Genomic DNA, 25450 nt, shown 5'->3' on the forward strand with positions numbered 1-25450 from the left:
GGTCACGTTCGCGTCAGCCCGCGAGCGAACCGGAACCTCGATCGCCAGCTTCACCTTTACCGCATCTGCGAACGCGATCCGTCGCGGTGACGATTGGGGCCGATGGACACCTTCTTCCTGTTCCTGCTGGTGGGTCTGCTGGCCCAGGCCGTCGACGGCGCCCTGGGCATGGCCTACGGCGTGATCTCGTCGTCCGTGCTGCTGGCCTTCGGCGTGCCCCCGTCGGTCGCTTCGGCCAGCGTGCACGGCGCGGAGGTCTTCACCACCGGCGCCTCGGCCACCAGCCACGTCCTTCACAAGAACGTGGAGTGGCGGCTTTTCGTCCCGCTGGCGGTCGCGGGAGTGCTGGGCGGCGTCCTCGGAGCCTATGTGCTGTCCGGGATCGACGGCGACGCCATCAAGCCCTTCATCGTGGCCTATCTGGCGCTGATGGGTCTCTACATCCTGTGGCGGGCGACGCGGGACGTGAAGCCGAAGACGATCCGCCCCCGCTGGGTGGTGGCTCCGCTGGGGCTGGTCGGCGGCTTCATGGACGCGATCGGCGGGGGCGGTTGGGGGCCGACGGTGTCGTCCGCCATGGTCGGCGCCGGCGAGGAGCCGCGGCGCGCCATCGGCACGGTGAACACGGCCGAATTCTTCCTGACCACGGCCATTTCAGCGACCTTCGTCTGGGCGCTGCTGACCGGTCACTGGCAGGATGCGGAGGGAATCCAGAACCACGCCTGGGCCGTCGCCGGTCTGGTCGTGGGCGGCCTGATCGCGGCGCCCTTCGCCGGGCTGGTCACCCGAAAGGCGCCGCAAAGGGCGATGACCTATGCGGTCGGAGGTCTGCTGATCTGTCTGTCGGTCTTTCAGGGCCTGCAGCTGGCCGGACTGGTCGCCTAGGGCGCGTCCGGCCGGGTGTCGGCGAAGCTCGGCCGGGCCTCCAGCGCGGCCTGCAGGGCGACGAGCCGGGGCCGGCCGGCGGCCCAGTCCAGATCCGGGTGACGGAATCCCGCCCAGGTGACCAGAACCCCCGCGGTGATGCGGCCCATGTCCAGCGGCAGATCCGGCGCGATGCCCGGATCGCCCTCCAGCCGGTCCAGCACGCGATTAAGATTCTCGGTCCAGCGCGTGATCCACGACGCCGACCTCTCCTGCTCCGGCCGGCGCAGCTCCAGCACGCGCTTCACGCCCATCTCCAGTCCGGCGTTGGCGAGCGTCTCCAGCCGCTTCACGCGCCAGCGCTCCGCGCCGTCCGCGGGCAGCAAGAGGGGACCCGCGCCCGTGACGTCCAGCCATTCGCAGATCACCGGGCTGTCCGTCAGAACGCCGTCGGCGGTCTCCAGCGCCGGCACCTGAACGACCGGATTGGCCGCCACCAGCCGGGGATCGGAGGCGTAGGGGTCCACGGCCACCTCCTCGATCGCGACGCCCTTCTCGCGGGCGACGATCCGGCACTTGCGCGCATAGGGCGACGGGACGGTGATGTGCAGGCGAGGCGTCATTCCGCCGCCACCTTCGCGGCCGCGCGGGCGGCTTCCAGCTCGGCCGCCTTGCGCTCGACCATGTCGACGATCTCCTCGACCATGTCGGCGTTGGCCAGCTTCCGGGCGATCGACCCGTTCAGATACATCATGCCCGACCCCGCGCCGCCGCCGGTGAAGCCGACGTCGGTGTACAGGGCCTCGCCCGGGCCGTTGACGACGCAGCCGATGATCGACAGGGACATGGGCGTGGTCACGTGGGCCAGCCGCTCCTCGAGAATGCCGACCGTCTCGATCACGTTGAAGCCCTGACGCGCGCACGACGGGCAGGCGATGATGTTCACCCCCCGGTGCCGCAGGCCCAGCGACTTCAGGATGTCGAAGCCGACCTTGATCTCCTCCACCGGATCGGCGGCCAGGGAGACGCGGATGGTGTCGCCGATGCCCGCCCACAGCAGGTTTCCCATGGCGATGGACGACTTGATCGTGCCGGTGCGCAGCGGCCCCGCCTCGGTCACCCCGACGTGCAGCGGGCAGTCGATGGCGTCGGCCAGCTGGTGATACGCGGCCACCGTCAGGAAGGGATCCGACGCCTTCACCGAGATCTTGAACTCGTGGAAGTCATGGTCCTGCAGGATGCGGGCGTGGTTCAGCGCGCTCTCGACCATGGCCTCGGGACAGGGCTCGCCGTACTTCTCCAGCAGCTCCTTCTCCAGCGAGCCGGCGTTGACGCCGATCCGCATGGAGCAGCCGTGATCCTTGGCCGCCTGCACCACCTCGCGCACGCGCTCGGGACTGCCGATGTTGCCCGGATTGATGCGCAGGCAGGCGGCGCCCGCCTCGGCGGCCTCGATGCCGCGCCTGTAGTGAAAATGGATGTCGGCCACGAGCGGAACGCGCGCCTCCCGCGCGATCGTCCGGAAGGCCGTCGTCGACTCCACGTCCGGACAGGACACGCGCACGATGTCGGCGCCCGCCTCCTCCAGCTTGCGGATCTGGTCGATCGTCGCCGCCGCGTCGGAGGTCGGCGTGTTGGTCATGGACTGGACCGTGATCGGCGCGTCGCCGCCGACCAGAACGTCGCCGACGCGGATCTGGCGGCTCTTGCGGCGTTCGATGTGCCGCCAGGGGCGGACGTGCGTATGGTCGGCGCTCATGGACGGCGAAGATAGGCGCAACGCCTCGTCAAAACCATGACGGCGGCCGGATCAGCGGGTCAGGGAGTCGTAGGCCACGCCCGGACCTTCCGTCGCGGCTACCGGGGCGCGGGGCGCGGCGGCCGACGGCGCGGGCGTCGGGGCGGTCGGCGGCGCGGCGGCGGCCTTACGCGCGGCGCGGTCGCGGGCGGCGGCCTCGGCTGCGGCGGCGGTCTGGCGGGCCCTGGTCTGGGCCTGACCGTTCAGCGTGCCGACCTGGGTCTGGGCGTTGGGCAGGGTCCCGGCGTGCTCCCCGAACATGTAGACGTCGAAGGCGGCCGGGTCGGCGACGTCGATCACGGCGGTGACGCCGCGCGGCGCGCGCCAGGCCTCGCCGGCGGCCATCTGGCGGGCGAACAGCACGCGCTGGTCGGGCATGCGCACGACGACGTAGGCCGGCCGGCGCGCCTGGATGATCACGTCCGAGGAACCAGCCGCGGCACCGTGGACGGCGCCCCGCGGGTTGAAGGCGCGGGCCACCGGGCCGGTCGACGCGTCCGGCGCGCCCTCGACCGGGGCGGCCCCGGTCAGCTGCTCTTCCAGACCGGGCGTGACGTACAGCACCGGCACCGTCTGATCGGCCGGCGCAGGCCGCGGGGCCTCCAGCGCGGCCGGCGTGTTCTGACCCAGCACGCCGCCGAGGCTCCAGGTCTCCGGCACGGCGACGAGGTCGGAGCGCGACGGGGCGTCCAGCAGGTTCAGGCGCTGGAAGACGTTCCAGCCCAGCACGGCAACCACCACGACGGCGACCGCGGCGATGACGCGCGGCGAGTGGCGGCGCACCTCCTCGAAGGCCACGCCGACCGGCGGCTGCAGCGGGACCGAGCCGTCCGGCACGTCGCGCTTGAACCGTTCGACGGCCAGTTGCTCGTCCAGACCGAGGGCGTGGGCGTAGGCGCGGACGTAGCCGATGGAGAAGACGCGCGTAGGCAGAACCGACCAGTCGTTCTCTTCAAGCGCGGTCAGATAGCGGGTGTGGACGCGGGTGGCCGTCGACAGCTCGGCCAGCGATCGGCCGGAGGCCAGCCGGGCGGCGCGCAGGCCGGCGCCGAGAGTCGGCGCGTCGGTGATCGGAGGGACGGGATCCTTCCAATCCGGATGCGCCTTGAACTCTTCGGGGGCGTTCCCCGTATCCAGCGCCATGACGCCTGACCCCACACTCGCCCCGACCGGTCCGGCCGAGGCGTCACGCACACACGGGTCGCCGAATACAAGGTAACCATGACGGAAATCGCGTCCCCCACGACCGGCGCCCGTCTCGTCCTGTGGATAACCCATGAAGCCCGCCCGTTCAACGACTTCGTTAACGACGTCGTGCCGTCCCATGCCGGGACGATTCAGAGGGCGATGTTCAACTTCCGGGCCAGGGATTCGATCTCGTTGCGCACCGATCCGGCCGACGAGCCCAGAAGGCCCGGCATGGCGCGGCGCGCGGCGTTCAGGTCGGTCGACAGGACCATGCGCTTGACCGGGCCCACGCCGCCCGCCGGCGCGGACAGGCGGTGGAAGCCCAGCGTCAACAGGGCGAAGGCCTCCAGCGGCCGGCCGGCCAGCTCTCCGCACACCGACACCGGGGTGCCCGTGTCGACGCATTTGCGCTGGATCTCGGCCAGCGCCCGCAGGGCCGGCGGCGACAGCGGGTCGTAGCGGTCCGAGACCATCGGGTTCGTCCGGTCCGCGGCGAACATGTACTGTAGCAGGTCGTTCGTCCCGACCGAGATGAAGTCGGTCAGCGGCAGCAGGGCGTCGAGGTGCCACAGCAGCGACGGGCACTCGACCATGGCCCCCACCCGCAGCACGGCCGGAAGGGCGCGTCCGCGCCGCCGCGCCCAGGCGCATTCCTCGTCGACCATCTCCCGCGCGGCCCGGAACTCGTCGACCGTGGCGATCATGGGGAACATGACGCGCAGCTCGCGGCCGGAGCCCGCCGCCAGCAGCGCCCGCAGCTGCATGCGCAGCAAGGCCGGCCGGTCGAGCCCCAGGCGGATGGCGCGACGGCCCAGCGCCGGGTTCTCCTCCCGCTCCTGGTCCAGATAGGGCAGGACCTTGTCGCCGCCGACGTCCAGCGTCCGGAACGTCACCGGCCGGTCGCCCGCGGCGTCCAGCACGAGGCGGTACAGGGCGGTCTGGACGTCCAGGCGCGGCAGCTCGTCCGACACCATGAACTGGAACTCGGTGCGGAACAGGCCGATGCCCTCGGCGCCGGTCTCGTTCAGGTTCTCCAGATCGACCGCCAGCCCCGCGTTGGTCAGGAGCGTGACCCGGGTCCCGTCCAGGGTGACCGCCGGCACGTCGCGCAGCCGGGTGAACTCCGCCCTCCGCTGGTCGCGGACCTCCATGCGTGACTGCACCGCCTGCAGCATGTCGGGGCGGGGCCGCAGGTGCGCCTCGCCCGTCTCGCCGTCTGCGATGACCAGATCGCCCTCGGACAAACGGTCCCGCAGCCCCTGCAGGCGGCCGACGCACGGGATCTGCAGAGCGCGCGCGACGATGGCGGCGTGGCTGGCGGCCGACCCTTCCTCCAGCAGCAGGCCTTTCAGCTTGTGGCGCGGATATTCCAGCAGGTCGGCCGGTCCCAGGTTGCGCGCGACCAGGATGGCGTCGTCCGGCAGGTCGCGCTCGCCCGGCTTGTCCCCGGCCAGGATGCGCAGCAGCCGGTTCGCCAGATCCTCGAAGTCGTGCAGCCGTTCCTTGATGTAGGGGTCCCGGGCCTGGGCGAAGCGGGCGCGGTGCTCGTTGCGCACGCGGTCGACCGCCGCCTCGGCCGTCAGGCCGTTGCGCACCGCCTCCTCCAGCGACCGGTTCCAGCCGCGGTCGTCGGCAAACATGCGATAGGTCTCGAGGACTTCGAACGACGGCCCGGCCAGATTGCCCAGACCCCCTTCCAGCATGTGATCGACGTCGGCCTTGAGGCGGTTCAGCGCCTCGCGAAGACGGATTTCCTCGACCTGCTGGTTCTTGGCCAGAAGACGTTCGGGCGGCAGCGGGGCCTCGTGCAGGACGACGTGGCCGTAGGCCAGGCCGTCGCCGAACTTCTGGCCCTTGATCCGCTCCGGCCGGTGCGGCGCCACCTCGATGTCGCGCAGTTCCTCCTGCGCCAACAGCTCGCCGGAGGCGACGGTCTCGGCCAGCACCATGGCGATGGTCTGGATGTCCTCGACCTCGTCCTCGTCATAGCGGCGCTCGGCCCGGTTCTGGACGACCAGAACGCCGATGGCCCGGCCGCCGCGCAGCAGGGGCGCGCCGAGGAAGGCGTGATACGGGTCCTCGCCCGTCTCCGGACGGTAGGAGAAGCTGGGGTGGGTCGGGGCGTCCGACAGACTGATCGGCTGGGCCAGCCGTGCCACCTCGCCCACCAGACCTTCGCCCGGCCGCAGGCGGGTGTTGTGCACCGCCTCGCGGTTCAGGCCCTCGGTGGCGAACAGCTCGAGTTCGCCCGACGCGCGGCGCAGATAGATTGAGCAGACCTCGGCCACCATCGACCGGGCGATGATGCGCACGACGCCGTCCAGCCGCTCCTGGGCCGGGGCCGCGCCGGCCATGGCCTCGCGGATCTGACGCAGGAGGTTTCGCGGCCCCCTCGTCGTCATGGCCGGTCCTGTCGGCATGACCTCTCCGGTTCGCGCCCGGTCCGGACGCCGTCGATCTCTATACCGCCTCCAGCCCGTAGGCCGAATGCAGGGCCCGCACCGCCAGCTCGGCGTAGGCGGCGTCGATCAGCACGCTGATCTTGATCTCGGACGTCGAGATGGCCTGGAACTTGATGCCCTTGTCGGCCAGCGCCCGGAACATGGTCTGGGCCACGCCCGCGTGGCTGCGCATGCCCACGCCGACCACCGAGACCTTGGCCACGTCCTCGTCCACGCGGATGTCGCTGAAGCCCAGCGTCTCCTGCGCCTCGCGCATCAGCCCGGCGGCGCGCGGCGCGTCGCGACGGCCGGTCGTGAAGGTCATGTTGACCGTGCCTTCGGTGCGCGACTGGCTCTGGACGATCATGTCCACGTTGACCCCGGCCTCGGCCAGCCGGGTGAAGACCTCGGCCGGGGTCTCGGTGCGGTCGGAGAGGCCAAGCAGGGTGATGCGGGCCTCGTCCCGGCTCATGGTCACGCCGGACACGATGCGTTTTTCCACGATCTCCTCCTCGTCGCAGATCAGGGTGCCGCCCTTGTCGGGCAGGCGGCCGGTTTCGTCGGGTTCGATGAAGCTGGACAGGACGCGCACGGGCACGCGCTTCGCCATGGCCAGTTCGACGGAGCGGGTCTGCAGCACCTTGGCGCCCAGAGACGCCATCTCCAGCATCTCCTCATAGGAGATCTTCTCGATGCGCCGCGCCCGGCTCTCGATGCGCGGGTCGGTGGTGTAGACGCCGTCCACGTCGGTGTAGATGTCGCACGGACATTCCAGCGCGGCCGCCACGGCCACGGCCGAGGTGTCCGAGCCGCCGCGGCCCAGAGTGGTGATCCGCCCGTCGCGGGTGACGCCCTGGAAGCCCGGCACCACCGCCACCTGGCCGCCGTCCAGCGCCCTGCCCAGCACCTCTCCGGGCACGTCCTCGATCCGCGCGCGACCGTGGGCGTCGTCCGTGAGTATGGGAATCTGCCAGCCCATCCAGCTGCGGGCGTCGACGCCCATGTTGCGCAGGGTCAGGGCCAGAAGGCCGCTGGTCACCTGCTCGCCGGAGGCCACGACGACGTCGTACTCGTCGTCGGAAAGTTCGATGCCCTGCGCCGGGCGTCCGGCGCCGTCCGTCCATGCGACCAGTTCGTTGGTCTTGCCGGCCATGGCGGAGACGACGACGGCGACCTTGTGCCCCTGCGCCACCTCGGCGGCGACGATGCGGGCGGCGCGACGGATGCGTTCCAGATCGCCCATCGACGTGCCGCCGAACTTCATCACCAGGCGCGTCATCGTGAAACGGGGGGCTCCGTCTTGCGGGGGAGGGCCCGGCGGTCCATGCCTCGGGTCATGATCGGTTCTAGCGATGGGTCCGGGGCGCGCAATCCCCAAAGCGAAGCCGGCACGGGGGCGGCCGGTCCCTCGATCGACCCGGCCGACGTGGCCCGCTTCTCGGCCCAGGCGGCCGAGTGGTGGGATCCGAAGGGGCCGTTCGCGCCGCTGCACCGGTTCAATCCGTCGCGGCTGGCCTTTCTGCGCGACCAGTTCCAGGCGCGCTTCGACCGACGCGGGCGCGGCGCCTTCACGGGTCTGACCCTGATCGACGTCGGCTGCGGCGGAGGCCTGATCGCCGAGCCGATGCGGCGTCTGGGGTTTGAGGTGACGGGCGTGGACGCCTCGGCGGAGAACGTCGGCACGGCACGCGCCCATGCCGACCAGATGGGCCTCGACATCGCCTATCGCGCCGCCACGGCCGAGCAGATCGCGGCCGAGGGCCGGACCTTCGACGTCGTCCTGGCGCTCGAGATCGTCGAGCACGTGGTCGATCCGGCGGCCTTTCTGAAGACCTGCGCGGGCATGGTCGCGCCCGGCGGGCTGCTGGTGGTGGCCACGCTGAACCGCACGCTGAAGTCACTGGCGCTGGGCAAGGTCATGGCCGAATACGTGTTGCGCTGGGTGCCCGCCGGCACGCACGACTGGCGTCAGTTCCTCAAGCCGGAGGAAATCCGGGGGATGCTGGACGGGACGGGTCTGGACGTGACCGGTCCGTTTGGCGTGGCCTACGATCCGCTGGCCGACCGTTGGGACCAGGGAGACGACGCCGGCGTGAACTATTTCATGGTCGGCACGCGCGGCTGATTACGCCGATTTCACCTAGCTTGCGGGCTTGTAACGGGATTTGGAAGCGTCGCCGTGGGAGGGAGGCTCATCTCTCCTCCCCGGAACGGAGCCTTCCGATGCACAAGAAACTGACCGTCCTCGCCCTCGCCGCGGCGGCCTTGGCCACCTCGGCCTGCGTCACCGTGATCGACGCCGGCGACGGCGGCGACTACGCCTGGACCGGACAAGGCGCCCAGCCGTTCGACGCCGCCCGCGACCAGTGCCGCGAGCGCGCCGGCGACCGTGAGGGCACCACCGCCTTCATCACCTGCATGTCCGAGAAGGGCTGGACCCGCACGAACGATTGAGACGTCAGCTCGAGGCCGCGCAGCGCGTGTTCAGCGGCGCGGCCCTGAAGCTCCAGCTCATCGATGCGGGCTGACCGTTCATCGTCCCCTCGATGCGGGCGCTCAGCGCGTCGCCCTCGCGCGAGTAGATGATGCGCGTAGGGAAGTCGTTCTGTTCATTGACGAACACCGCCCGCATGGGCCCGCTCTCGGTCAGAACGAAGGCCGTCGGCGGCATGCCGTTGGGCTGGGCCAGATAGGTCACGCCCTGCGGCAGCTTGCTGATCTGCGCCACTTCGAACGAGACGCCTCCCGACGCCGAGACGCTGACGGCGTGGCCGACCATGAGGCCGGCGCGTGGATCGCTCCACGTCTCCGAGGCCTCGCGCCCGTCCGAGCAGTCCAGCCAGTAGCCGGCCATCCACGACAGGTCGGGGTCGGCGGGCGCGGCGGAGAGCAGGGCGGCGGTTGCTGCGGCGATGAACATCGGAGGCTCCCTCGTTTCGAGAGCTCCCGTCTAGGTCACCGATGCCAGGCCGGTCTTGTAGGATTGCGACGCGATGGCCCTGGCCAGCTCCATCTGCTCGCGCGCCCAGACCGTGGCGGGACAACCCAGGAAGCGGCGGAAGTCGCGCGCCATCTGCGGCTGGTCGAAATAGCCGGCAGTCAGCCCCGCTTCCAGCCAGTCCACGGCCGCGCCCGGGTCCTGCGCGTGATCGAACACCCGCCGAAAGCGAAAAATGGAGCGCAGCAGACGCGGCGAGACGCCCACGCGATCGAGGAAACGCCGTTGCAGGGCGCGACGGGCGGCCAGGTCCATCAGGTCACCCTCCCCGCTTGATTCAAGCCGCGCCACCTCGGCCCGCACCTGATCGTCCAGCGTCCAGCCGCCGGCGCTGCGCCGCGCCCCGTCCAGCCAGTCGCCCATGATCCGCGCCTGCGCGTCCGGATCGCCTTCCGGCAGGCGCAGGCCCGCCAGTCGCTCCACCACGTCCAGCCGCCGGTCGGTCGCCGCCGACAGCGGTCCGCCCAGCCAGTCGCGGGCGCCGTCGGGGTGGAAGCGGATCGCGCACAGTTCGATCGGCCCGGCCGGCCGCATGGCCAGCGGCCGCGTCATCTGGCCTGCGAAGATGGCCGGCGGCTGCAGCCGGAACACCCCGTCGTCGCCCAGCTCCTCGTACGGAGCGCCCAGATCCACGACCAGTTCGGGGCAGCCGTCGGGCGCGATGCGCTGGACCGTCGGGCTCGGCGTCGGAGCGGCGTAGGTCCAGACCTTGCGGACCCACGGCCGCAGCGCGGGGGGCGGATCGAACTCCTGATAACGCTCCCCCTCCCCCATGGTCAGTGCGCCTTGGCGGGGTCCGGTGGCAGCGGCGCGACGGGCACGCCGTCGTCCTTCAGCTTTCTGACCTCCGCCGGCGTGGCCTCGCCGTAGATCTCGCGCTTCTCGGACCGGCCCTCGTGGATGTCGCGCGCCTCGCGGGCGAAGGCGTCGCCGACGTAGTCGAAGTTCGCCTCGACGTGACTGCGGACCTCCTTCGCAGCGCGCATCATCATGCTTCGAAGCGCCGTCGGGTCGGGCGCGGCGGCCTTCTTCGTGCCCGCGACGGCCGGGGCCATGATCTGCTTCGACACCTGCTTCGAGGCGCAGAACGGACATTCCACCAGCCCCCGCGCCGACTGATCGTCCCAGTCCGAGGACGAGCCGAACCAGGCCTCGAAGGCGTGGCCGTCGTCGCAATGCAGGGCGTAGCGGATCATGTGGTCAACGGGTCGGGGGCGGCGAAGTCGCGGTCGTGGGTCAATTGCGGGACCGCTTGCCTCGCGCGGGAGACGGCGGACAGGTCGAGATCGGCGAAAAGCACGTCCGGGCGGTCGTGGTCCAGCCTCGCGACGACCTCGCCCCACGGCCCTACGACGGTGGACCGTCCCCAGGTGCGACGGCCGTCGGCGTGCGTGCCGCCCTGTGCCGGCGCCAGAACGAAGCATCCCGTCTCGATGGCCCGTGCCCGCAACAGGACCTCCCAGTGCGCCTCTCCCGTCGGCACGGTGAAGGCGGCGGGAACGGCGATCATGTCGGCCCCGGCCCGGGCGAGGGCGCGAAACAGGTGCGGAAAGCGGACGTCGTAGCAGACCGTCAGCCCCAGCCCTCCCCATGGCGTCCGCGCGACCGCCGCGCGATCTCCCGGCCTGACCGCCGCGCTTTCGCGCCACCGCTCGCCGGTCGGCAGGTCGACGTCGTAGACGTGCAGCTTGTCGTAGCGCGCGACCGTGCCGCCATGATCGTCGATCAGCAGCGAACGGTTCGCCGCGCGGCCGTCGTCGGGGTGGCCCGACCTGACTATGGCGGAGCCCATCAGCAGCCAGACGCCGAGTTCGGCCGCCAGCGATTTCAGGCCGGCCACCGCCAGGTCATCGCCCTCGTCGACCAGCAGGGCCTCGCGCCGCGTGCGGTCCTGCACCAGCAGGTTCGTGCCCTCCGGCGTCACGATCAGCCGGGCGCCGCCCTCGGCCGCCCGCCGGATCAGGGGCGCGACGTGCGCCAGACCCTGTGCCGGGTCGTCCGGCGTCGTGGTCTGGACCAAGGCGACGCGCAGCGGCCCCGTCATGCGGCCAGCAGCGCGTCCAGCTCGCCCTTGCGCTCGAGCTCGTGCAGATCGTCCGAGCCGCCGACGTGGCGGTCGTTGATGAAGATCTGCGGGAAGGTCATGCGGCCGTTGGACCGCTGGATCATCTCCTGCTTCTTCTTCGGATCGTTGGAGGCGACGATCTCCGTGAACTCGACGCCCTTGCGGGCCAGCAGGCCTTCGGCCATCGCGCAGTAGGGGCAGCCCGGCTTGGTGTAGATGACGACGTCGGCCATTCGGTTCTCCTTTTTCGTTCCCGTTCAACGCGCGAGGGACCGGGACGATCTCATGTAGTCAGGCTTCGGGCCGTCCGCACCCGGGCGACGACGGCCAGATCGACGGCGCGTGCGCCGGCGTCCAGCAAAGCCCGCGCGCAGGCCTCGGCCGTGGCGCCGGTCGTCAGGACGTCGTCGACCAGAAGGATGCGACGGCCGTGGACCGCGCGGCGGCCGGCGGCGGTCAGCCGGAAGGCCGACCGGACGTTCAGCCGCCGCCCGCGCGCGGACTTGCCACCCTGGCTGCCGGTGCGGACGGAGCGCACGAGGGCGTCGGGGAGGAACTGCCGGTTCGCCGCCCGGGCCAGCGGACGGGCGATCTCCGCCGCCTGGTTGAAGCGCCGCGACAACAGCCGCAGCCGGTGCAGCGGCACGGGCAGGACCGCGTCGCAGTCGGCCAGCAGAGGCGCCGCCGCCCGCTCCAGCCAGCGGGCGAACAGGGGCGCGAACTGCTGCTGGTCGCCGTGCTTGAGGCGCAGGATCACGGTGCGCGAGGCGTCGTCGTAGACGCAGGCGGCGCGGGCGCGGGCGAAGGCGTAGGGACGCGCCACGCAGGCGGCGCATCGTGGATCGGCGAAGACGCCGCCGTCATGCTCGAAGGCCGCGCCGCAGCCGTCACACACGGGATCCTCCAGAAAAGTGACCCGGCTGAAGGCGTCGGCGCTCAGGCCCGCGGCGCCCATGGCCTCCGGCGCGTCGTGCGCCAGCGGCGGCAGGATCAGGTCCGTCAGGCCACGGCCCAGATGCGCCAGCCGGGGCCGGGCGGCTTCCCAGGCGCGGGTCCAGACCCCATCCTGTGACGACATGACCCCTCCCTCGCCGACCCAGGCCCGCCTGTTCGATCCCGCCCGTCGCGCCGCGCGCCTTCGCCGCAGCCGGCCACTGTTCGCCGGCGCCGACTTCCTGCATCGCCGCGCCGCGACGGGCCTCGTCGAAAGCCTTGAGGCGATCCTGCGCGACTTTCCGACCGTCGTCGACCTGTCGCCCCATCCGGCGGCCTTCGCCGACGCCCTGGCCGCTTCGGACGCGGCGGAGAGGATCGGCGCGCCGAGAGCCCTTCCCGCGCCGATGGCGCCGGCGGATCTGGAGCTCGAGCCCGGCTCCGTCGATCTGATCGTGTCCGTGCTGGGTCTGCATTGGGTCGAGGACCTGCCCGGCCTGATGGCGCAGGCACGACGGGCGCTGAAGCCCGACGGGCTTTTCCTGGCCGCCCTGTTCGGCGGGTCCACCCTGACCGAGCTGCGACAGGCGTTGACCTCGGCGGAGCTGGAGATCACCGGCGGGGCGTCGGCGCGCGTGTCGCCCTTCGCTGACGGCTTCGACGGCGCCGCCCTGCTGCAGCGGGCCGGTCTGGCCCTGCCCGTCTGCGACGTCGACAGGGTCACCGTGCGCTACGGCGATCCGGTCTCGCTGATGAAGGATCTGCGCGCCATGGGGGAGACGGCGGTCCCGGGCGGCCCGATCCGTCCCCTGCGCCGGGACGTGCTGATCCGCGCCGCCGAGATCTACGCCGGACGGTTTTCCGGCGCGGACGGCCGGCTGACCGCCACCTTCGAGCTGGTGTTCCTGTCGGGCTGGGCGCCGCACGAGGGGCAGCAGAAGCCCCTGCCCCGCGGCTCGGCGAAAGTGCGTCTGGCCGATGCGTTCGGCGTCGTGGAACACAAGGGCGACTAGCCCCCCATCGCGCTCCGGATGGCGTTCATGGCGCCGTTGAAGATGCCCGTCGAAGTGTCGCCGAACGCCACCAGGGCCGTCAGGATCACCAGAAACATCAGCGAGATGATCAGACCATACTCCAGCGACGTCGCCCCGGAGCGGTTTTTCAGAAGCCGGCGCAGCAGTCGCATCGCGCCCCCTCCGGCGGCTAGAGCAGGTCGCGCAGCCAGGCGACCAGAGGCGCGTCGGCCGGAGGCATCGGATACTGGGCCAGGGCGTTGGGCCTGACCCACTTCAACGCGGCGTGCTCGCGCGCCACGACCGTGCCCGACCAGCGTCGGCACAGGTAAAGTGGCATCAACAGGTGAAAGCTTTCGTAAGCGTGGCTGGCGAAGACGAAGGGGGCCAGACAGGCCTCGTTCACGTCGATGCCGAGCTCTTCCCTGAGCTCGCGGATCAGCGCCTCTTCCGGACGCTCGCCGGGATCGACCTTGCCGCCGGGAAACTCCCACAGCCCCGCCAGCTGCTTGCCCTCGGGCCGTTGGGCGATCAGCACGCGGCCGTCGGCGTCGATCAGGGCCACGGCGACGACGAGGACGGTCGGCAGGCTCACGAGCGATAGTCGCCGTTGATCTCGACGTAGCGCTTCGTCAGGTCGCACGTCCAGACGGTGGCCGAGGCCCGCCCCATGCCGACGTCGACGGTGACCTCCAGCTCGGGCTTCTTCATGTAGGCGCTCATCTTCGCCTCGTCGTAGGTGGGCGACGGCGCCCCCTCGACGGCCGCGACGTGGGGCCCGAAGCGGATGGCCAGACGCTCGCGCGAAACCGGCTCGTCGGTCTTGCCCACGGCCATGACCACGCGGCCCCAGTTGGCGTCCTCGCCGGCGAAGGCGGTCTTCACCAGCGGGCTGTCGGCGATCGACTTGGCCAGCTTGCGGGCCGACGCCGGACTGGACGCCCCCTCGACCGTGACCCGGACGAACTTGGTCGCGCCCTCGCCGTCGCGGACCAGCTGATGGGCGAGGTCCAGCATGACCTTGTCCAGCGCGGCCGAGAATTCCTTCAGGCGGCGGTCGCCGACCCGGCCGATGAGCGGCGCGCCCGACGCCCCGGTGGCGAACAGCAGGCAGGTGTCGTTCGTCGAGGTGTCGCCGTCGACCGTGACGCTGTTGAAGGTGGTGCGCACGTGCAGCCCCAGGAGGGCTTTCAGCACCGGCGGGGCGATGGCGGCGTCGGTGACGATGAAGCCCAGCATGGTCGCCATGTCCGGCGCGATCATGCCCGAGCCCTTGGCGATGCCCGCGATGCGGACCTTGACCCCGTCGATGCGCGCCTCGGCGTACGAACCCTTGGGGAAGGTGTCGGTGGTCATGATGCCCAGACCGGCGCGGGCCCATTGCTCGCCGGCCGGGACGTCTCCGTCGAGGCCGGCCTCGACCTCGGGCAGGCGCGCGGCGATCTTCCGGTCGTCCAGCACCACGCCGATCACCCCGGTCGAGGCCAGCATGACGTCGCGCTGGCGACAGCCGAACCGCTTCGCCACCTCGGACGCCGTGCGACGCGCCGCGTCGGCGCCCGCCTTGCCCGTGAAGGCGTTGGCGCAGCCCGCGTTGACGACCAGGGCCCGGACGTCCGACCCGCCGTCCGCGCCGTCCAGATGCCGCTTGCACCAGTCCACCGGAGCCGAGCCGATGCGGTGCCGCGTGAACACGCCGGCGCAGGTCGTGCCGCGGGCGAACCGGAACACGGTCAGGTCGTCGCGCTCGTGCTTGTAAAAGCCCGCGCGGGCGGTGGTGATCTCCACGCCGCCGACCGCGCCGATCGTGGGGAAGGGCACGGCCAGGGGCGACACCTGCAGGCCGGGCTTTCCCGGTGCGGCGGCCGCTGCGGCCTTCGGCTTCAACGCCGAGGCCAGGGGATCCAGCGCCTTGCCGATCGCCTGCTCGATCTTGCGGCCGGTCGAGCGCCCCTCCCGCGACCCGCTCAAGGCCGGTCTTTCGGCGCGGCGGAGGCGGCGGGGGTCTGGCCGGAGGTCGGGGCCGAGGCGGGCGGCGGAGTCGGCGCGGGCGCGGGCGTGCGCGGCGCCGATGCGGGCTCCTGCCCGCCGCCGTCGGCGGACGATCCCAGCAGCACCTCGACGTCGGCGCGGCCGCGAAGGTCCTCCAGCAGGCGGCGCACGCCCTCATAGGTCAGGTACCGGACGATCTGCGGTCGGGCCTGCTCCAGCGTGGGCGGCGTTTCGCGCCGGCGGTCCTCGATGCGCACGACCGCCCAGCCGCCCTCGACCTGGAAGGGCCCGATGGTCGATCCGGCCGGCCGGTCCCGCAAGGCGTCGGCATAGGCCTTGGGCATGACGTCCAGGGTGGAATAGCCCAGGTCGCCCCCGGAATAGCGCGTCGCCTCGTCGATGGAGCGCTCGGCCGCCACGGCCTCGAAGGCCGCGCCGGCGGACAGGATGCCGACGACCTGCGCCGCCTCGGCCTGCGTCCGCGACACGATCTGGCGCACGCGGATCTCCTCCGAAGTCCGGGCGAGGCTCAGCTGTTCGTTGTACAGGGTCTGCACCGCCTGATCGGTGATGGTGCCGTTCACGACGGTCTCGACCAGCACGTCGCCCAGGATGCGGTCGCGGGTGGTGGCCAGTCGCCGCTGCACCGAAGGGCTGTTGTCCAGCCCGCGGCGCTCCGCCTCGCGGGCCAGCAGCTTCTGGTCGATGACCTCGTCAAGGACGCGCCGGAACAGGCCCGACGTCACGTCCAGCGGCTCGCCCTCGCCGATCAGGCCCTGCGCCACCGCCTCGCGCTTGACGTCGGAAGCCCAGATGGTCTCGCCGGCCACGCGGGCCACGGCGCGGTCTCCGGGCTCGGGCGGACGGTCGTTTCCGCCGGCGCCGCCGCACGCGGCGAGCGTCAGCAGGGCGAAGGCCGCCAGAAGCGCGAGAAGGGAGGTCGGGCGCTGTGGCATGGGCGGCTCGGCTCCGGGCGAAAGGGCCGCCGCGACGGGGTTTCCGGGCCGCGGCAAAGCCCCTCGCGTTGACAGGGTCAAGGCCGGTGCTTAAGTCCCGCCTGCGTTCAAGTCGAGGGGTTTTCGACGGTCCGCGCGCCCTCGCCGCGCCGCTGTTTCAGCCGGGTTCGGGTCGCGCCACGCCGAAGCCCCCGAGACCGGCGCGACCGCCCCGATCGGGGCTCGTCCTCAGGCCAGAGAGCCCCGTCCCAGAGCCTTCGCCCGCTCGACCGCACACCGGATCCCACATGCTCGGCTTCGCCAAGAAACTGTTCGGCAGCTCCAACGACCGCAGGGTCCGCGAGTTCATGGGTCAGGTGACCCGGATCAACGCCCTGGAGGAGAAGTTCGCCAAGGTCTCGGACGACGAGCTGCGGATGATGACGGACGTGTTCCGCGACCGTCTGGCCAAGGGCGAGAAGCTGGATTCCCTTCTGAACGAGGCCTTCGCCGTGGCGCGCGAGGCGTCGAAGCGGGTTCTGGGCCAGCGCCAGTACGACGTCCAGCTGACCGGCGGCATGATCCTGCACGAGGGCGGCATCGCCGAGATGCGGACCGGCGAGGGCAAGACGCTGGTCGCCGTGGCGCCCGTCTATCTGAACGCGCTCGAGGGCAAGGGCGTCCACGTCATCACGGTGAACGACTATCTGGCCCGACGCGACGCCGAGTGGATGGGTCGCGTCTATCGCTTCCTCGGCATGGAGGTCGGCGTCATCGTCAACGGCCTGTCGCAGGGCCAGCGTCAGGCCGCCTATGCGGCGGACGTCACCTACGGCACCAACAACGAGTTCGGCTTCGACTATCTGCGCGACAACCTGGTCTATGACCGGCGGGAGATGGTGCAGCGGGGGCACAACTTCGCGATCGTCGACGAGGTCGACTCCATCCTGATCGACGAGGCGCGCACGCCCTTGATCATCTCCGGCCCGACCGAGGACCGTTCGGACCTCTATGTGACGGTCGACGCCATCATCAAGGACCTGATCCAGGACAAGGCCACCTTCGATCTCGACGAGAAGCAGCGTCAGGCGCTGCTGACCGAAGAGGGCTCGGAACGGATCGAGCAGATCATGGAGGAGCGCGGCCTGTTCGCGCCCGACACCACCGGCCTTTACGACGCCGCCAACATCACCCTGGTGCACCACATCAACCAGGCCCTGCGCGCCAACACCCTGTACCAGCGCGACAAGGACTACATCATCCGCTCCGGCGAGATCATGCTGATCGACGAGTTCACCGGCCGCATGATGGTGGGCCGGCGCCTGTCGGAAGGTCTGCACCAGGCCATCGAGGCCAAGGAAGGCGTCAAGATCCAGCCCGAGAACCAGACCCTGGCCTCGGTCACGATCCAGAACTACTTCCGCCTGTACTCCAAGCTGTCGGGCATGACCGGCACCGCCGCCACCGAGGCGCAGGAGTTCCTCGACATCTACAGCATGGACGTCCTGGAGGTGCCGACGCACCGTCCGATCAAGCGCATCGACCACGACGACGAGGTCTACCGTTCGGCGCGCGAGAAGAACGGCGCCATCTGCAAGCAGATCGCCGAATGCTACGTCCGGGGCCAGCCGGTGCTGGTCGGCACCGTCTCGATCGAGAAGTCCGAGCAGCTGTCCGAACTGCTGCAGACCTATGAGTATGCTGTCGAGCTGAAGACGCTGAAGGACAGGCACCGCCAGCTGGAGATCGACGTCCGGTCCGACGACGCCAAGGCCCGTGCCGCCGCGCGCAAGGCCTATCAGGCGCTGAAGGACGAAGACTTCGACGTCGAGGTGCGCAAGGGCAGGGGCATTCCGCACAACGTCCTGAACGCCCGCCAGCACGAGCAGGAAGCCTACATCGTCGCCGACGCCGGTCTGCCGGGCGCCGTCACGATCGCCACCAACATGGCCGGCCGCGGGACCGACATCCAGCTGGGCGGCAATCTCGAGATGCGGATGCAGCGCTGGCGTCAGGACCAGCGCAATCTGGGCGTCGAGGTCACGCCGGAGAGCGAAGCCGCGCGCGAGGACGAGATCAAGGCCGACATCGCGGTGCAGAAGGAGCGGGCGCTGGCCGCCGGCGGTCTGTTCGTGCTGGGCACGGAACGCCACGAGAGCCGCCGCATCGACAACCAGCTGCGAGGCCGGACGGGTCGTCAGGGCGACCCCGGCACGTCCAAATTCTTCCTGTCCACGGAAGACGACCTGATGCGCATCTTCGCCGGCGAGCGGCTGGACGCCATCATGAAGACCTTCGGCGTGGCCGAGGGCGAGGCCATCAGCCACTCCATGCTGAACAAGGCCGTCGAGACCTCGCAGAAGCGGGTCGAGCAGCGCAACTACGACATCCGCAAGAACCTGCTGAAGTACGACGACGTCGTGAACGACCAGCGCAAGGCGGTCTTCGAACAGCGCCAGGAATTCCTCGACGCCGACGACCACGCCGAGCTGGTCGCGGAGTTCCGCCGCGACGTCATCGCCGACCTGGTCGAGCAGCACATGCCGCCCAAGGCCTATGCCGAGCAGTGGGACATCGACGGGCTCAAGGAGAAGGTCCAGTCCACGCTGGGGCTCGACCTGCCGCTGCATGACTGGGCCGCCGAGGAAGGCGTGTCGAACGAGGAGATCGAGGCCCGGCTGGTCGAGGCGGCCGACGCCCGCGCCGTCGAGCGCGAAGCGGCGGTGACGCCCGAGCGCATGCGCGGGCTGGAGAAGCAGTTCCTGATGCAGATGATCGATCTGCAGTGGCGCGAGCATCTGGTCCACCTGGACCACCTGCGCGGGGTGATCGGCCTCCGCGGCTACGGCCAGCGCGATCCGCTGAACGAATACAAGACCGAGGCCTTCAATCTGTTCGAAGGCCTGCTGACCCAGCTTCGCCACAACGTGACGCGCTGGCTGATGACGGTGGAGTTCCGCTTCCAGCCGCCCCCGCAGATGGAGATGCCCGAGTTTCAGGAGATTCACCTGAACCCGGAGACCGGCGAGAACGAGATGGCCAATCCGGCGGCTCAGCTGCCGGAAGGCGCGCTGCAGGGCGACGACCGCGCCCGGCTGCCGGTCGACGCCCTGCCGCCCGGCTGGGAGCGCACCGGCCGCAACGCCGACTGCCCCTGCGGATCGGGCCGCAAGTTCAAGCACTGCCACGGCGCTCTTGTTTAAGGCGCTGCCGCTCGCGACGCGGTCGCTTGCTGCCTGAGCGCGAGGGAGGATTGCGAATGACCGGCGCGCGGAAGGACCTTTTCACCCGCGCGCTTGCCGCCGCGCCCGGTCGGCTGCATTTCGCCGCCCACAGCCATCACCTCTGGCCCGACGCCGGGTTCGAGGGGCAGGTACAGGCGTGGGACGACGCGGCGCGTCATGCGGACCGCAAGTGGGACCATGTGTTCGGCGCCGTCATCCCCGAGGCGCAGGGACATGTGGCGCGGGAGCTGGGCCTGCCGGACCCCTCGACGCTGACCTTCTCCTCGAACACCCACGACTTCCTGCTGCGTATCTTTTCGGGTTTCGAGCGACGACCGGTCCGCATCCTGTCCACCGACGGGGAGTTCCATTCCTTCCGGCGGCAGGCGCAACGCTGGGAGGAGGCCGGTCGGGCCGTCGTCGAGCGCGTGCCGCTGCAGCCTTTCGCGACCTTCGCCGAGCGCTTCCTCGAGGCCGCCCGGGGGGGGCGCCACGACTGGATCGTCGTCAGCCACGTCTTCTTCCGCACCGGTCAGGCGTTCGAGGCGCTGGGCGAACTGGCGGACGTGGCCCGGCCGGAGGGCCCGTGGGTGCTGGTCGACGGCTATCACGGCTTCATGGCGCGGCGGACGGACCTGTCGGCCGTCGCGGACCGGATCTTCTACACCGCCGGAGTCTACAAGTACGCCATGTCGGGCGAAGGCGGCTGCTTCCTGCACGCGCCCGACGGCTTCTGCCCGCGCCCGGTCGTCACCGGCTGGTTCGCCGAGTTCGGCGATCTGGACGGACCGCCCGGGGGGGTCGGCTATCGCGCCGACGGCGGCCGTTTCTGGGGGGCGACCTTCGACGTTTCGGCCCTGTACCGCTTCAACGCCGCCCGTCGCCGGCTGGACGTGGAAGGGCTGACCACCGAGGCGATCTCGGCCCATGCGACGTCGCTGGCGGCGGCCTTCCAGTCGGCCGTGCGCGAGGGACGGGCCGGGCCGCTCGTCGAGGCCGAAATCCTGAACCCCGTGGCGGCGGACCAACCCGCCCGCGCCCGCTTTCTGGCCCTGCGGCACCCGCAGGCGAAGGCGTGGTCGGAGGCGCTGCTGGCGCGAAACGTGGTCACCGACGTCCGGGACGACGTCATCCGCTTCGGCTTCGGCCTGTATCAGGGCGACGAGGACCTGGACGGCCTGATCGCCGCCTGCGCGGCCCTGTGACGCCTCAGTAGAAGGTCGTGTCTTCCTGCTTCGTCGGCTCGGGCGTCCGGCGCGGCTGGGCCGGGGCGGGGCGCGGAGCCGGACGGGCGTTCGGAGCCTGGCCGGACGGCGCGGGCGTCGCCGGGGTCGGCCCCGGCTGTCCCGTCGGCGCGTCGGCGGGCGGGATCGTGGGCAGGGTCGGATAGGGAAGCGGCTGGCCCTGACCGCCCGGCGGCACGCCGTCGACCGGCGCGGGCGGCAGCCCCGGACCCGCCGGCGCGTCCGGATCGACCCGGTCCGGGGCCCCCAGATCGTCGCGGATGAAGGCCCAGGAGCGCGGATCGGTGCAGGCGCAGGCCTTCAGGAAGCCGTCCCGGTCTCGCCAGAGCACCAGCGGCCAGCGGGTCTGGAGGCCTGACGCCGACAACAGGTCGGACAGGTCGCCCGAGAAGCTCCGCCCCGCCTCGACCACCGCCATGCGGGCCAGATTGCCGTCGGCCTGCGGCAGGCCGGCCGCCGTCCACGACGCGGTCGGCGTGGCCGTCCAGCGCTGGTACAGCGACCAGTCGCGCGTCAGCCACAACTCGGCCACGGTCGAGCGCTCCGCGGCGGTGGACTGCTCCAGACCTTCGCGGTCCGGCCTCGCGAAGACGACGACGCGGACGTCGATGCCCGCCGCGCGCAGCTTGGGGCCCTCCTGCTGCTCGTACCGCTGCATGGCCGCGCTGTCGCGATAGCCGATGATCCACAACTGCTGGCCGCCGGAGCCGGCCGAGACCCAACCGGAGCCGTCCAGCAGGGTCTGGATCGCGCCTTGATGGCGGGTGACCGTGACCGGCTGGAACCGCGCGTGGAACTGCCAGTAGGCCCAGTATCCGCCGCCGGCGATCAGCAGCCCCACGAGGGCCGCGAGGGCCGACCAGACGAAGAAGCGACGCATGGAAAGGTCCGGGTCCGTTTCAGTCGAAGGCGACGCTTACCATCGAACGCCGGTCGGAAACATGACTCGAAGGACACGCCTCCGCGCCGCGTCCGCCGGGGGCCTCACCGCATCGTCGGGATGACGAAGGCGCTGTCGGCGTGCTCCAGCTCGCTGTCGGGCCAGCGAGCGGTGACGGTCTTGGTCTTGGTCCAGAAGCGGACGCCCTCCATGCCGTGCTGGTTGATGTCGCCGAAGGCCGAGCGCTTCCAGCCGCCGAAGGTGTGATAGGCGACCGGCACCGGGATCGGCACGTTGATCCCCACCATGCCGACGTTGACGCGGGCGGCGAAATCGCGGGCCGCGCGGCCGTTCTGGGTGAAGATGGCGACGCCGTTGCCGTACTGGTGCTTCGACGGCAGCGACAGCGCATCCTCGAAGCTGTCGGCGCGCACGATCTGCAGCACCGGGCCGAAGATCTCTTCCTGATAGCTGCTCATCTCCGGCGTCACGCGGTCGAACAGCGACGGGCCGATGAAATAGCCCTTCTCGTGGCCCTGAAGGGCGAAATCGCGACCGTCGACGACCAGCTCGGCGCCTTCCTGCACGCCCTTCTCGATCCAGCCGGCGACCCGTTCGCGGTGCTGGGCGGTCACGACTGGGCCGTAGTGGGCCTCGGCGTCGGTCGAGACGCCGACCTTCAGCGTGCGCATCTCGGCGACCATGCGCTCGCGGAGCTCGTCGGCGGTCTTCTGCCCCACCGGGACGACGACGGGCAGGGCCATGCAGCGCTCTCCGGCCGAGCCGAAGGCCGCGCCGGCCAGATCCTTGACCACCTGGTCCATGTCGGCGTCGGGCAGGACGATGCCGTGGTTCTTGGCGCCGCCCATGGCCTGCACGCGCTTATGGTTGGCCGCGCCCGTCTGATAGACGTAGTGGGCGATGTCGGAGGAGCCGACGAAGCTGACGGCGTGCACCAGCGGGTGGGTCAGGATGCCGTCCACCGCCGTCTTGTCGCCGTGGATCACGTTCAGCACGCCGGCGGGGGCGCCCGCCTCCATCATCAGCTCGGCCAGGCGCACCGGCACCGACGGGTCCCGCTCCGACGGCTTCAGCACGAAGGTGTTGCCCACCGCGATGGCCACGCCGAACATCCACATCGGGATCATGGCGGGGAAGTTGAACGGGGTGATGCCCGCGACCACGCCCAGCGGCTGACGCATGGAATAGACGTCGATGCCGGGGCCCGCGCCCCAGGTGTATTCGCCCTTCAGCGCATGCGGGATGCCGCAGGCGAACTCGATGACCTCCAGTCCGCGCTGGATGTCGCCCTTCGAGTCCGCGATGACCTTGCCGTGCTCGCTGGACAGCAGCTCGGCCAGTTCGTTCATGTTGGCCTCGACCAGGCGCTTGAACTCGAACATCACCCGGGCGCGGCGCTGCGGGTTGGTCGAGGACCAGACCTCGAAGGCGTTCTGGGCGGCCTGCACCGCGCGATCGACTTCCGACGTGGTGGCCAGCTGGACGCGGGCCTGCACCTCGCCGGTGTTGGGGTTCATCACGTCGCCGAAGCGGCCCGAGGCCCCCGTGAAGGCGGCGCCGTCGATGAAGTGCGTGATGTCGCGCATGGGCAGGCATTTCCTCAAGAAACTGACGCGCGCGGTTTAGCGGCTGGCGCCTGCCCGCGCCAGCCCGCCGCGCGCGCCCTGAGCCTCAGTGGGCGTGAACGCGACGGCCGCCCAGCCCCGGGATCAGGCTCTTGATCAGGAAGAAGACGGCGATCACCACCGAGAAGCCGAGGAACAGCGCCAACGCCGTCATCCAGAACGACAGCGTCATCACCGGCGGCAGGGCGAAGGCGGCGCCGTCCAGCACGGGGCGGAGCACCTGAACGATCAGATGCACGACCGTCGCGCCCGCGGCCGTCGCCCACAGGGCGCGCCATGCCGGCATCATCAGGGCGGCGACCAGGGCGATGATCAGGCCGACGACCTGGTTCACGCCGTCGAAGCCCGACTGGGCCAGCGCCCACAGGCCGGTCAGAAAAGCGCCGACCGCGTCGATCAGGGACTCCATGTCCGCATCTCCGTTTCGTCCGGCCAAGCTTGGCCGTCGTTTCGGTTAACGCGGTTCGGTCCAGGAAGGTTCAGCGTCCGGTCGAGCCGAAGCCGCCGGCCCCGCGGGCGGTCTCGTCCAGCACCTCGACCTCCAGGGGGGCGGCCTGGACGAAGGGGGCGATCACCATCTGGGCGATGCGCTCGCCGCGCGCCACCACGAAAGGCTCTCGTCCATGATTGATCAGGATCACCCCGACCTCGCCGCGGTAGTCGGCGTCGATCGTGCCCGGACTGTTCAGGCAGGTGACCCCATGCTTCAGCGCCAGACCGGAGCGGGGGCGCACCTGCGCCTCGTACCCCGGCTCCAGCGCGATCTGCAGGCCGGTTGGGATAAGGGCGCGGTCACCGGGCGCCAGCGTCACCGGGGCGTCGGCGGGCACGGCGGCGCGCAGGTCCATCCCCGCGGCCTGCGCCGTCTCATAGGCAGGCAGGGCCAGACCGTCCGAATGCGGCAGCCGCCGGACGCGCAGCGTGGTCATACGGGCTCCTGGAAATGGGCGGCTATGCGGGCGGCCAGCGTTCGCGCGATCTCGGCCTTCGACCGGCGGTCGAGGCTCTCCGCCGATCCGTCGGCGCCGATGAGGGTGACGGCGTTGGCGTCGGCGCCGAACACGTCGGCCGACACGTCGTTGGCGACGATCCAGTCGCAGCCCTTCCTGGACAGCTTGGCCTTCGCCTGCGCGATCAGGTCGCCGGTCTCGGCCGCGAAGCCGACCACCAGCCTCGGCCGTCCGGGGCCCTTGCGCGAGATTTCGGCCAGGATGTCCGGATTCTCGATGAGGCTCAGTTTCGGCGCGCCCCCGGGGGCCTTCTTGATCTTTCCGGTCGCCACGCCGTCCACGCGCCAGTCGGCGACCGCGGCCGACATCACCGCGACGTCGGCGGGCAAGGCGGCCTGCACGGCGCCGCGCATCTGCTCGGCCGTCTCGACCAGTACGCGCGTCACGCCGGCCGGCGCCTCCAGGGCCACCGGGCCGGACACCAGCGTGACGTCCGCGCCCAGTTCCGCCAGCGCCTGCGCCACCGCATAGCCCTGCTTGCCGCTGGACCGGTTGGTGAGCCCCCGGACGGGATCGATCGGCTCGAACGTGGGGCCGGCGGTGACCACGGCGCGGCGTCCGGCCAGAGGCCGGCCGTCCGGCCCGTTCAGCAGCGCCGTCGCCGCTTCCAGAATGGCCGCCGGCTCGGCCATCCGGCCCGGTCCGAACTCGCCGCACGCCATCTCGCCCTCGTCGGGGCCGACGACGGCGAAACGGTGCAGGCCTTCGAACCCCTTCAACCGGGCCACGTTCGCCTGCACCGCGGGGTGGGTCCACATCCGCACGTTCATGGCCGGAGCCATCAACACGCGCTTGTCGGTGGCCAGCAGGGTCGTCGAGGCCAGATCGTCGGCCAGCCCGTTGGCGACCTTGCCGATCAGGCCCGCGGTCGCGGGGGCCACCACGACCAGATCCGCCCACCGTGACAGCTCGATGTGGCCCATGGCCGTCTCGTCGTCGGGGCTGAACAGGGACTGGCGCACCGGCCGGCCGGTGAGGGCCGCCAGAGACAGCGGCGTCACGAACGCCTCGCCGGCCGTCGTCAGGATCGCCTGCGTCTCGACTCCGGCCTTCGCGAACAGACGGACCAGCTCCAGCGACTTGTACGCCGCGATGCCGCCGCCGACGATCAGCAGGACGCGACGGGGTCGGGCGGCGGAAGGGCTCATGAGGCCTAGATAGCCGTCCGCGCGGTCCGGCGTAATGGAACATTGCAAGAACAGATTTCCTGTGGGCGTGT

26 protein-coding genes and 1 pseudogene are annotated in these 25450 nt (G+C 70.8%); 7 read left to right on the forward strand and 20 right to left on the reverse strand.

Annotated features, from left to right (window positions below; translation table 11 throughout):
- The first annotated feature begins 102 nt into the window (after positions 1 to 102).
- Positions 103 to 885 carry a sulfite exporter TauE/SafE family protein gene (locus VGR32_RS07465; protein ID WP_327449585.1) on the forward strand — a complete coding sequence of 261 codons (783 nt, stop codon included), beginning with the start codon at positions 103 to 105 and terminating at the stop codon, positions 883 to 885.
- On the opposite strand, the gene VGR32_RS07470 is transcribed toward VGR32_RS07465, so the two are convergent.
- From VGR32_RS07470 to VGR32_RS07490, 5 genes are all read right to left on the reverse strand, one after another.
- Positions 882 to 1487, reverse strand: coding sequence for a glutathione S-transferase N-terminal domain-containing protein (locus VGR32_RS07470; RefSeq protein WP_327449586.1), 606 nt, complete (start codon positions 1485 to 1487; stop codon positions 882 to 884). The two genes, VGR32_RS07465 and VGR32_RS07470, sit on opposite strands and share 4 nt — an antisense overlap.
- The gene (gene ispG / locus VGR32_RS07475) at positions 1484 to 2623 is read right to left on the reverse strand and encodes a flavodoxin-dependent (E)-4-hydroxy-3-methylbut-2-enyl-diphosphate synthase (protein ID WP_327449587.1); all 1140 of its coding nucleotides are present in this window, start codon (positions 2621 to 2623) and stop codon (positions 1484 to 1486) included. The genes VGR32_RS07470 and ispG overlap by 4 nt, the downstream gene beginning before the upstream one ends.
- A 51-nt stretch (positions 2624 to 2674) precedes the next feature.
- A complete protein-coding gene (locus tag VGR32_RS07480; protein ID WP_327449588.1) occupies positions 2675 to 3805 on the reverse strand; it encodes a helix-turn-helix transcriptional regulator in 1131 nt (376 codons plus the stop codon).
- Positions 3806 to 3999: 194 nt separating this feature from the next.
- A complete protein-coding gene (gene ptsP / locus VGR32_RS07485; protein WP_414642898.1) occupies positions 4000 to 6270 on the reverse strand; it encodes a phosphoenolpyruvate--protein phosphotransferase in 2271 nt (756 codons plus the stop codon).
- A gap of 40 nt (positions 6271 to 6310) precedes the next feature.
- The gene (locus VGR32_RS07490; RefSeq protein ID WP_327449589.1) at positions 6311 to 7570 is read right to left on the reverse strand and encodes an aspartate kinase; all 1260 of its coding nucleotides are present in this window, start codon (positions 7568 to 7570) and stop codon (positions 6311 to 6313) included.
- Between the two features lie 57 nt (positions 7571 to 7627).
- Between VGR32_RS07490 and ubiG the strand changes: the two genes are divergently transcribed.
- On the forward strand, positions 7628 to 8416 hold the full coding sequence (gene ubiG, locus VGR32_RS07495) for a bifunctional 2-polyprenyl-6-hydroxyphenol methylase/3-demethylubiquinol 3-O-methyltransferase UbiG (protein WP_327449590.1): 789 nt from the start codon (positions 7628 to 7630) through the stop codon (positions 8414 to 8416).
- Between the two features lie 98 nt (positions 8417 to 8514).
- Complete coding sequence (locus VGR32_RS07500) at positions 8515 to 8745, forward strand: hypothetical protein (protein ID WP_327449591.1); 231 nt, start codon at positions 8515 to 8517, stop codon at positions 8743 to 8745.
- Between the two features lie 4 nt (positions 8746 to 8749).
- Here the strand turns inward: VGR32_RS07500 and VGR32_RS07505 are convergent, their stop codons facing one another.
- From VGR32_RS07505 to VGR32_RS07530, 6 genes are read right to left on the reverse strand one after another with little or no spacing between them, the layout of a single operon-like run.
- A complete protein-coding gene (locus VGR32_RS07505; RefSeq protein WP_327449592.1) occupies positions 8750 to 9211 on the reverse strand; it encodes a DUF6265 family protein in 462 nt (153 codons plus the stop codon).
- Between the two features lie 30 nt (positions 9212 to 9241).
- Positions 9242 to 10063, reverse strand: coding sequence for a helix-turn-helix domain-containing protein (locus tag VGR32_RS07510; protein WP_327449593.1), 822 nt, complete (start codon positions 10061 to 10063; stop codon positions 9242 to 9244).
- Positions 10064 to 10065: 2 nt separating this feature from the next.
- On the reverse strand, positions 10066 to 10485 hold the full coding sequence (locus VGR32_RS07515) for a DUF1178 family protein (RefSeq protein ID WP_327449595.1): 420 nt from the start codon (positions 10483 to 10485) through the stop codon (positions 10066 to 10068).
- On the reverse strand, positions 10482 to 11333 hold the full coding sequence (locus VGR32_RS07520; RefSeq protein WP_327449596.1) for a carbon-nitrogen hydrolase family protein: 852 nt from the start codon (positions 11331 to 11333) through the stop codon (positions 10482 to 10484). The genes VGR32_RS07515 and VGR32_RS07520 overlap by 4 nt, the downstream gene beginning before the upstream one ends.
- The gene (grxC, locus tag VGR32_RS07525; RefSeq protein WP_327449597.1) at positions 11330 to 11587 is read right to left on the reverse strand and encodes a glutaredoxin 3; all 258 of its coding nucleotides are present in this window, start codon (positions 11585 to 11587) and stop codon (positions 11330 to 11332) included. The genes VGR32_RS07520 and grxC overlap by 4 nt, the downstream gene beginning before the upstream one ends.
- A gap of 50 nt (positions 11588 to 11637) precedes the next feature.
- A complete protein-coding gene (locus tag VGR32_RS07530; protein ID WP_327449598.1) occupies positions 11638 to 12432 on the reverse strand; it encodes a ComF family protein in 795 nt (264 codons plus the stop codon).
- Between VGR32_RS07530 and VGR32_RS07535 the strand changes: the two genes are divergently transcribed.
- Entirely contained in the window at positions 12431 to 13300 is an 870-nt protein-coding gene (locus VGR32_RS07535) for a methyltransferase domain-containing protein (protein ID WP_327449599.1), read from the forward strand. The genes VGR32_RS07530 and VGR32_RS07535 overlap by 2 nt on opposite strands.
- On the opposite strand, the gene VGR32_RS07540 is transcribed toward VGR32_RS07535, so the two are convergent.
- From VGR32_RS07540 to VGR32_RS07555, 4 genes are read right to left on the reverse strand one after another with little or no spacing between them, the layout of a single operon-like run.
- Positions 13297 to 13473 carry a Flp family type IVb pilin gene (locus VGR32_RS07540; RefSeq protein ID WP_327449600.1) on the reverse strand — a complete coding sequence of 59 codons (177 nt, stop codon included), beginning with the start codon at positions 13471 to 13473 and terminating at the stop codon, positions 13297 to 13299. The genes VGR32_RS07535 and VGR32_RS07540 overlap by 4 nt on opposite strands.
- Before the next feature lie 17 nt (positions 13474 to 13490).
- Positions 13491 to 13895: a (deoxy)nucleoside triphosphate pyrophosphohydrolase gene (locus VGR32_RS07545; protein ID WP_327449601.1), complete on the reverse strand. Its 405-nt coding sequence runs from the start codon at positions 13893 to 13895 to the stop codon at positions 13491 to 13493.
- The gene (gene argJ, locus VGR32_RS07550) at positions 13892 to 15271 is read right to left on the reverse strand and encodes a bifunctional glutamate N-acetyltransferase/amino-acid acetyltransferase ArgJ (protein ID WP_327449602.1); all 1380 of its coding nucleotides are present in this window, start codon (positions 15269 to 15271) and stop codon (positions 13892 to 13894) included. Before argJ ends, VGR32_RS07545 begins: the two co-directional genes overlap by 4 nt.
- A complete protein-coding gene (locus VGR32_RS07555; protein WP_327449603.1) occupies positions 15268 to 16248 on the reverse strand; it encodes a peptidylprolyl isomerase in 981 nt (326 codons plus the stop codon). Before VGR32_RS07555 ends, argJ begins: the two co-directional genes overlap by 4 nt.
- A gap of 347 nt (positions 16249 to 16595) precedes the next feature.
- On the opposite strand from VGR32_RS07555, the pseudogene secA reads away from it, so the two are divergent.
- From secA to VGR32_RS07565, 3 genes and pseudogenes are all read left to right on the forward strand, one after another.
- Positions 16596 to 18479, forward strand: a pseudogene (gene secA, locus VGR32_RS07560) (preprotein translocase subunit SecA); the annotation flags it as partial.
- A gap of 33 nt (positions 18480 to 18512) precedes the next feature.
- Positions 18513 to 19430 (forward strand): SEC-C metal-binding domain-containing protein, encoded by a 918-nt coding sequence (locus VGR32_RS13440; protein WP_414642900.1) that lies wholly within the window; start codon positions 18513 to 18515, stop codon positions 19428 to 19430.
- Positions 19431 to 19486: 56 nt separating this feature from the next.
- On the forward strand, positions 19487 to 20656 hold the full coding sequence (locus VGR32_RS07565) for a class V aminotransferase (protein WP_327449606.1): 1170 nt from the start codon (positions 19487 to 19489) through the stop codon (positions 20654 to 20656).
- 4 nt (positions 20657 to 20660) lie between these two features.
- On the opposite strand, the gene VGR32_RS07570 is transcribed toward VGR32_RS07565, so the two are convergent.
- The 5 genes from VGR32_RS07570 to coaBC all read right to left on the reverse strand — a co-directional run bounded on the left by VGR32_RS07570 (position 20661) and on the right by coaBC (position 25379).
- Complete coding sequence (locus VGR32_RS07570) at positions 20661 to 21575, reverse strand: hypothetical protein (protein ID WP_327449607.1); 915 nt, start codon at positions 21573 to 21575, stop codon at positions 20661 to 20663.
- 104 nt (positions 21576 to 21679) lie between these two features.
- Positions 21680 to 23182 carry a CoA-acylating methylmalonate-semialdehyde dehydrogenase gene (locus VGR32_RS07575; protein WP_327449608.1) on the reverse strand — a complete coding sequence of 501 codons (1503 nt, stop codon included), beginning with the start codon at positions 23180 to 23182 and terminating at the stop codon, positions 21680 to 21682.
- Positions 23183 to 23267: 85 nt separating this feature from the next.
- Entirely contained in the window at positions 23268 to 23630 is a 363-nt protein-coding gene (locus VGR32_RS07580) for a hypothetical protein (RefSeq protein WP_327449609.1), read from the reverse strand.
- Between the two features lie 70 nt (positions 23631 to 23700).
- Positions 23701 to 24150 (reverse strand): dUTP diphosphatase, encoded by a 450-nt coding sequence (gene dut / locus VGR32_RS07585; RefSeq protein WP_327449610.1) that lies wholly within the window; start codon positions 24148 to 24150, stop codon positions 23701 to 23703.
- The gene (coaBC, locus tag VGR32_RS07590) at positions 24147 to 25379 is read right to left on the reverse strand and encodes a bifunctional phosphopantothenoylcysteine decarboxylase/phosphopantothenate--cysteine ligase CoaBC (protein ID WP_327449611.1); all 1233 of its coding nucleotides are present in this window, start codon (positions 25377 to 25379) and stop codon (positions 24147 to 24149) included. Before coaBC ends, dut begins: the two co-directional genes overlap by 4 nt.
- Positions 25380 to 25450: the final 71 nt, after the last annotated feature.

This window comes from Brevundimonas sp. (assembly GCF_035935935.1).
GTDB lineage: Bacteria > Pseudomonadota > Alphaproteobacteria > Caulobacterales > Caulobacteraceae > Brevundimonas.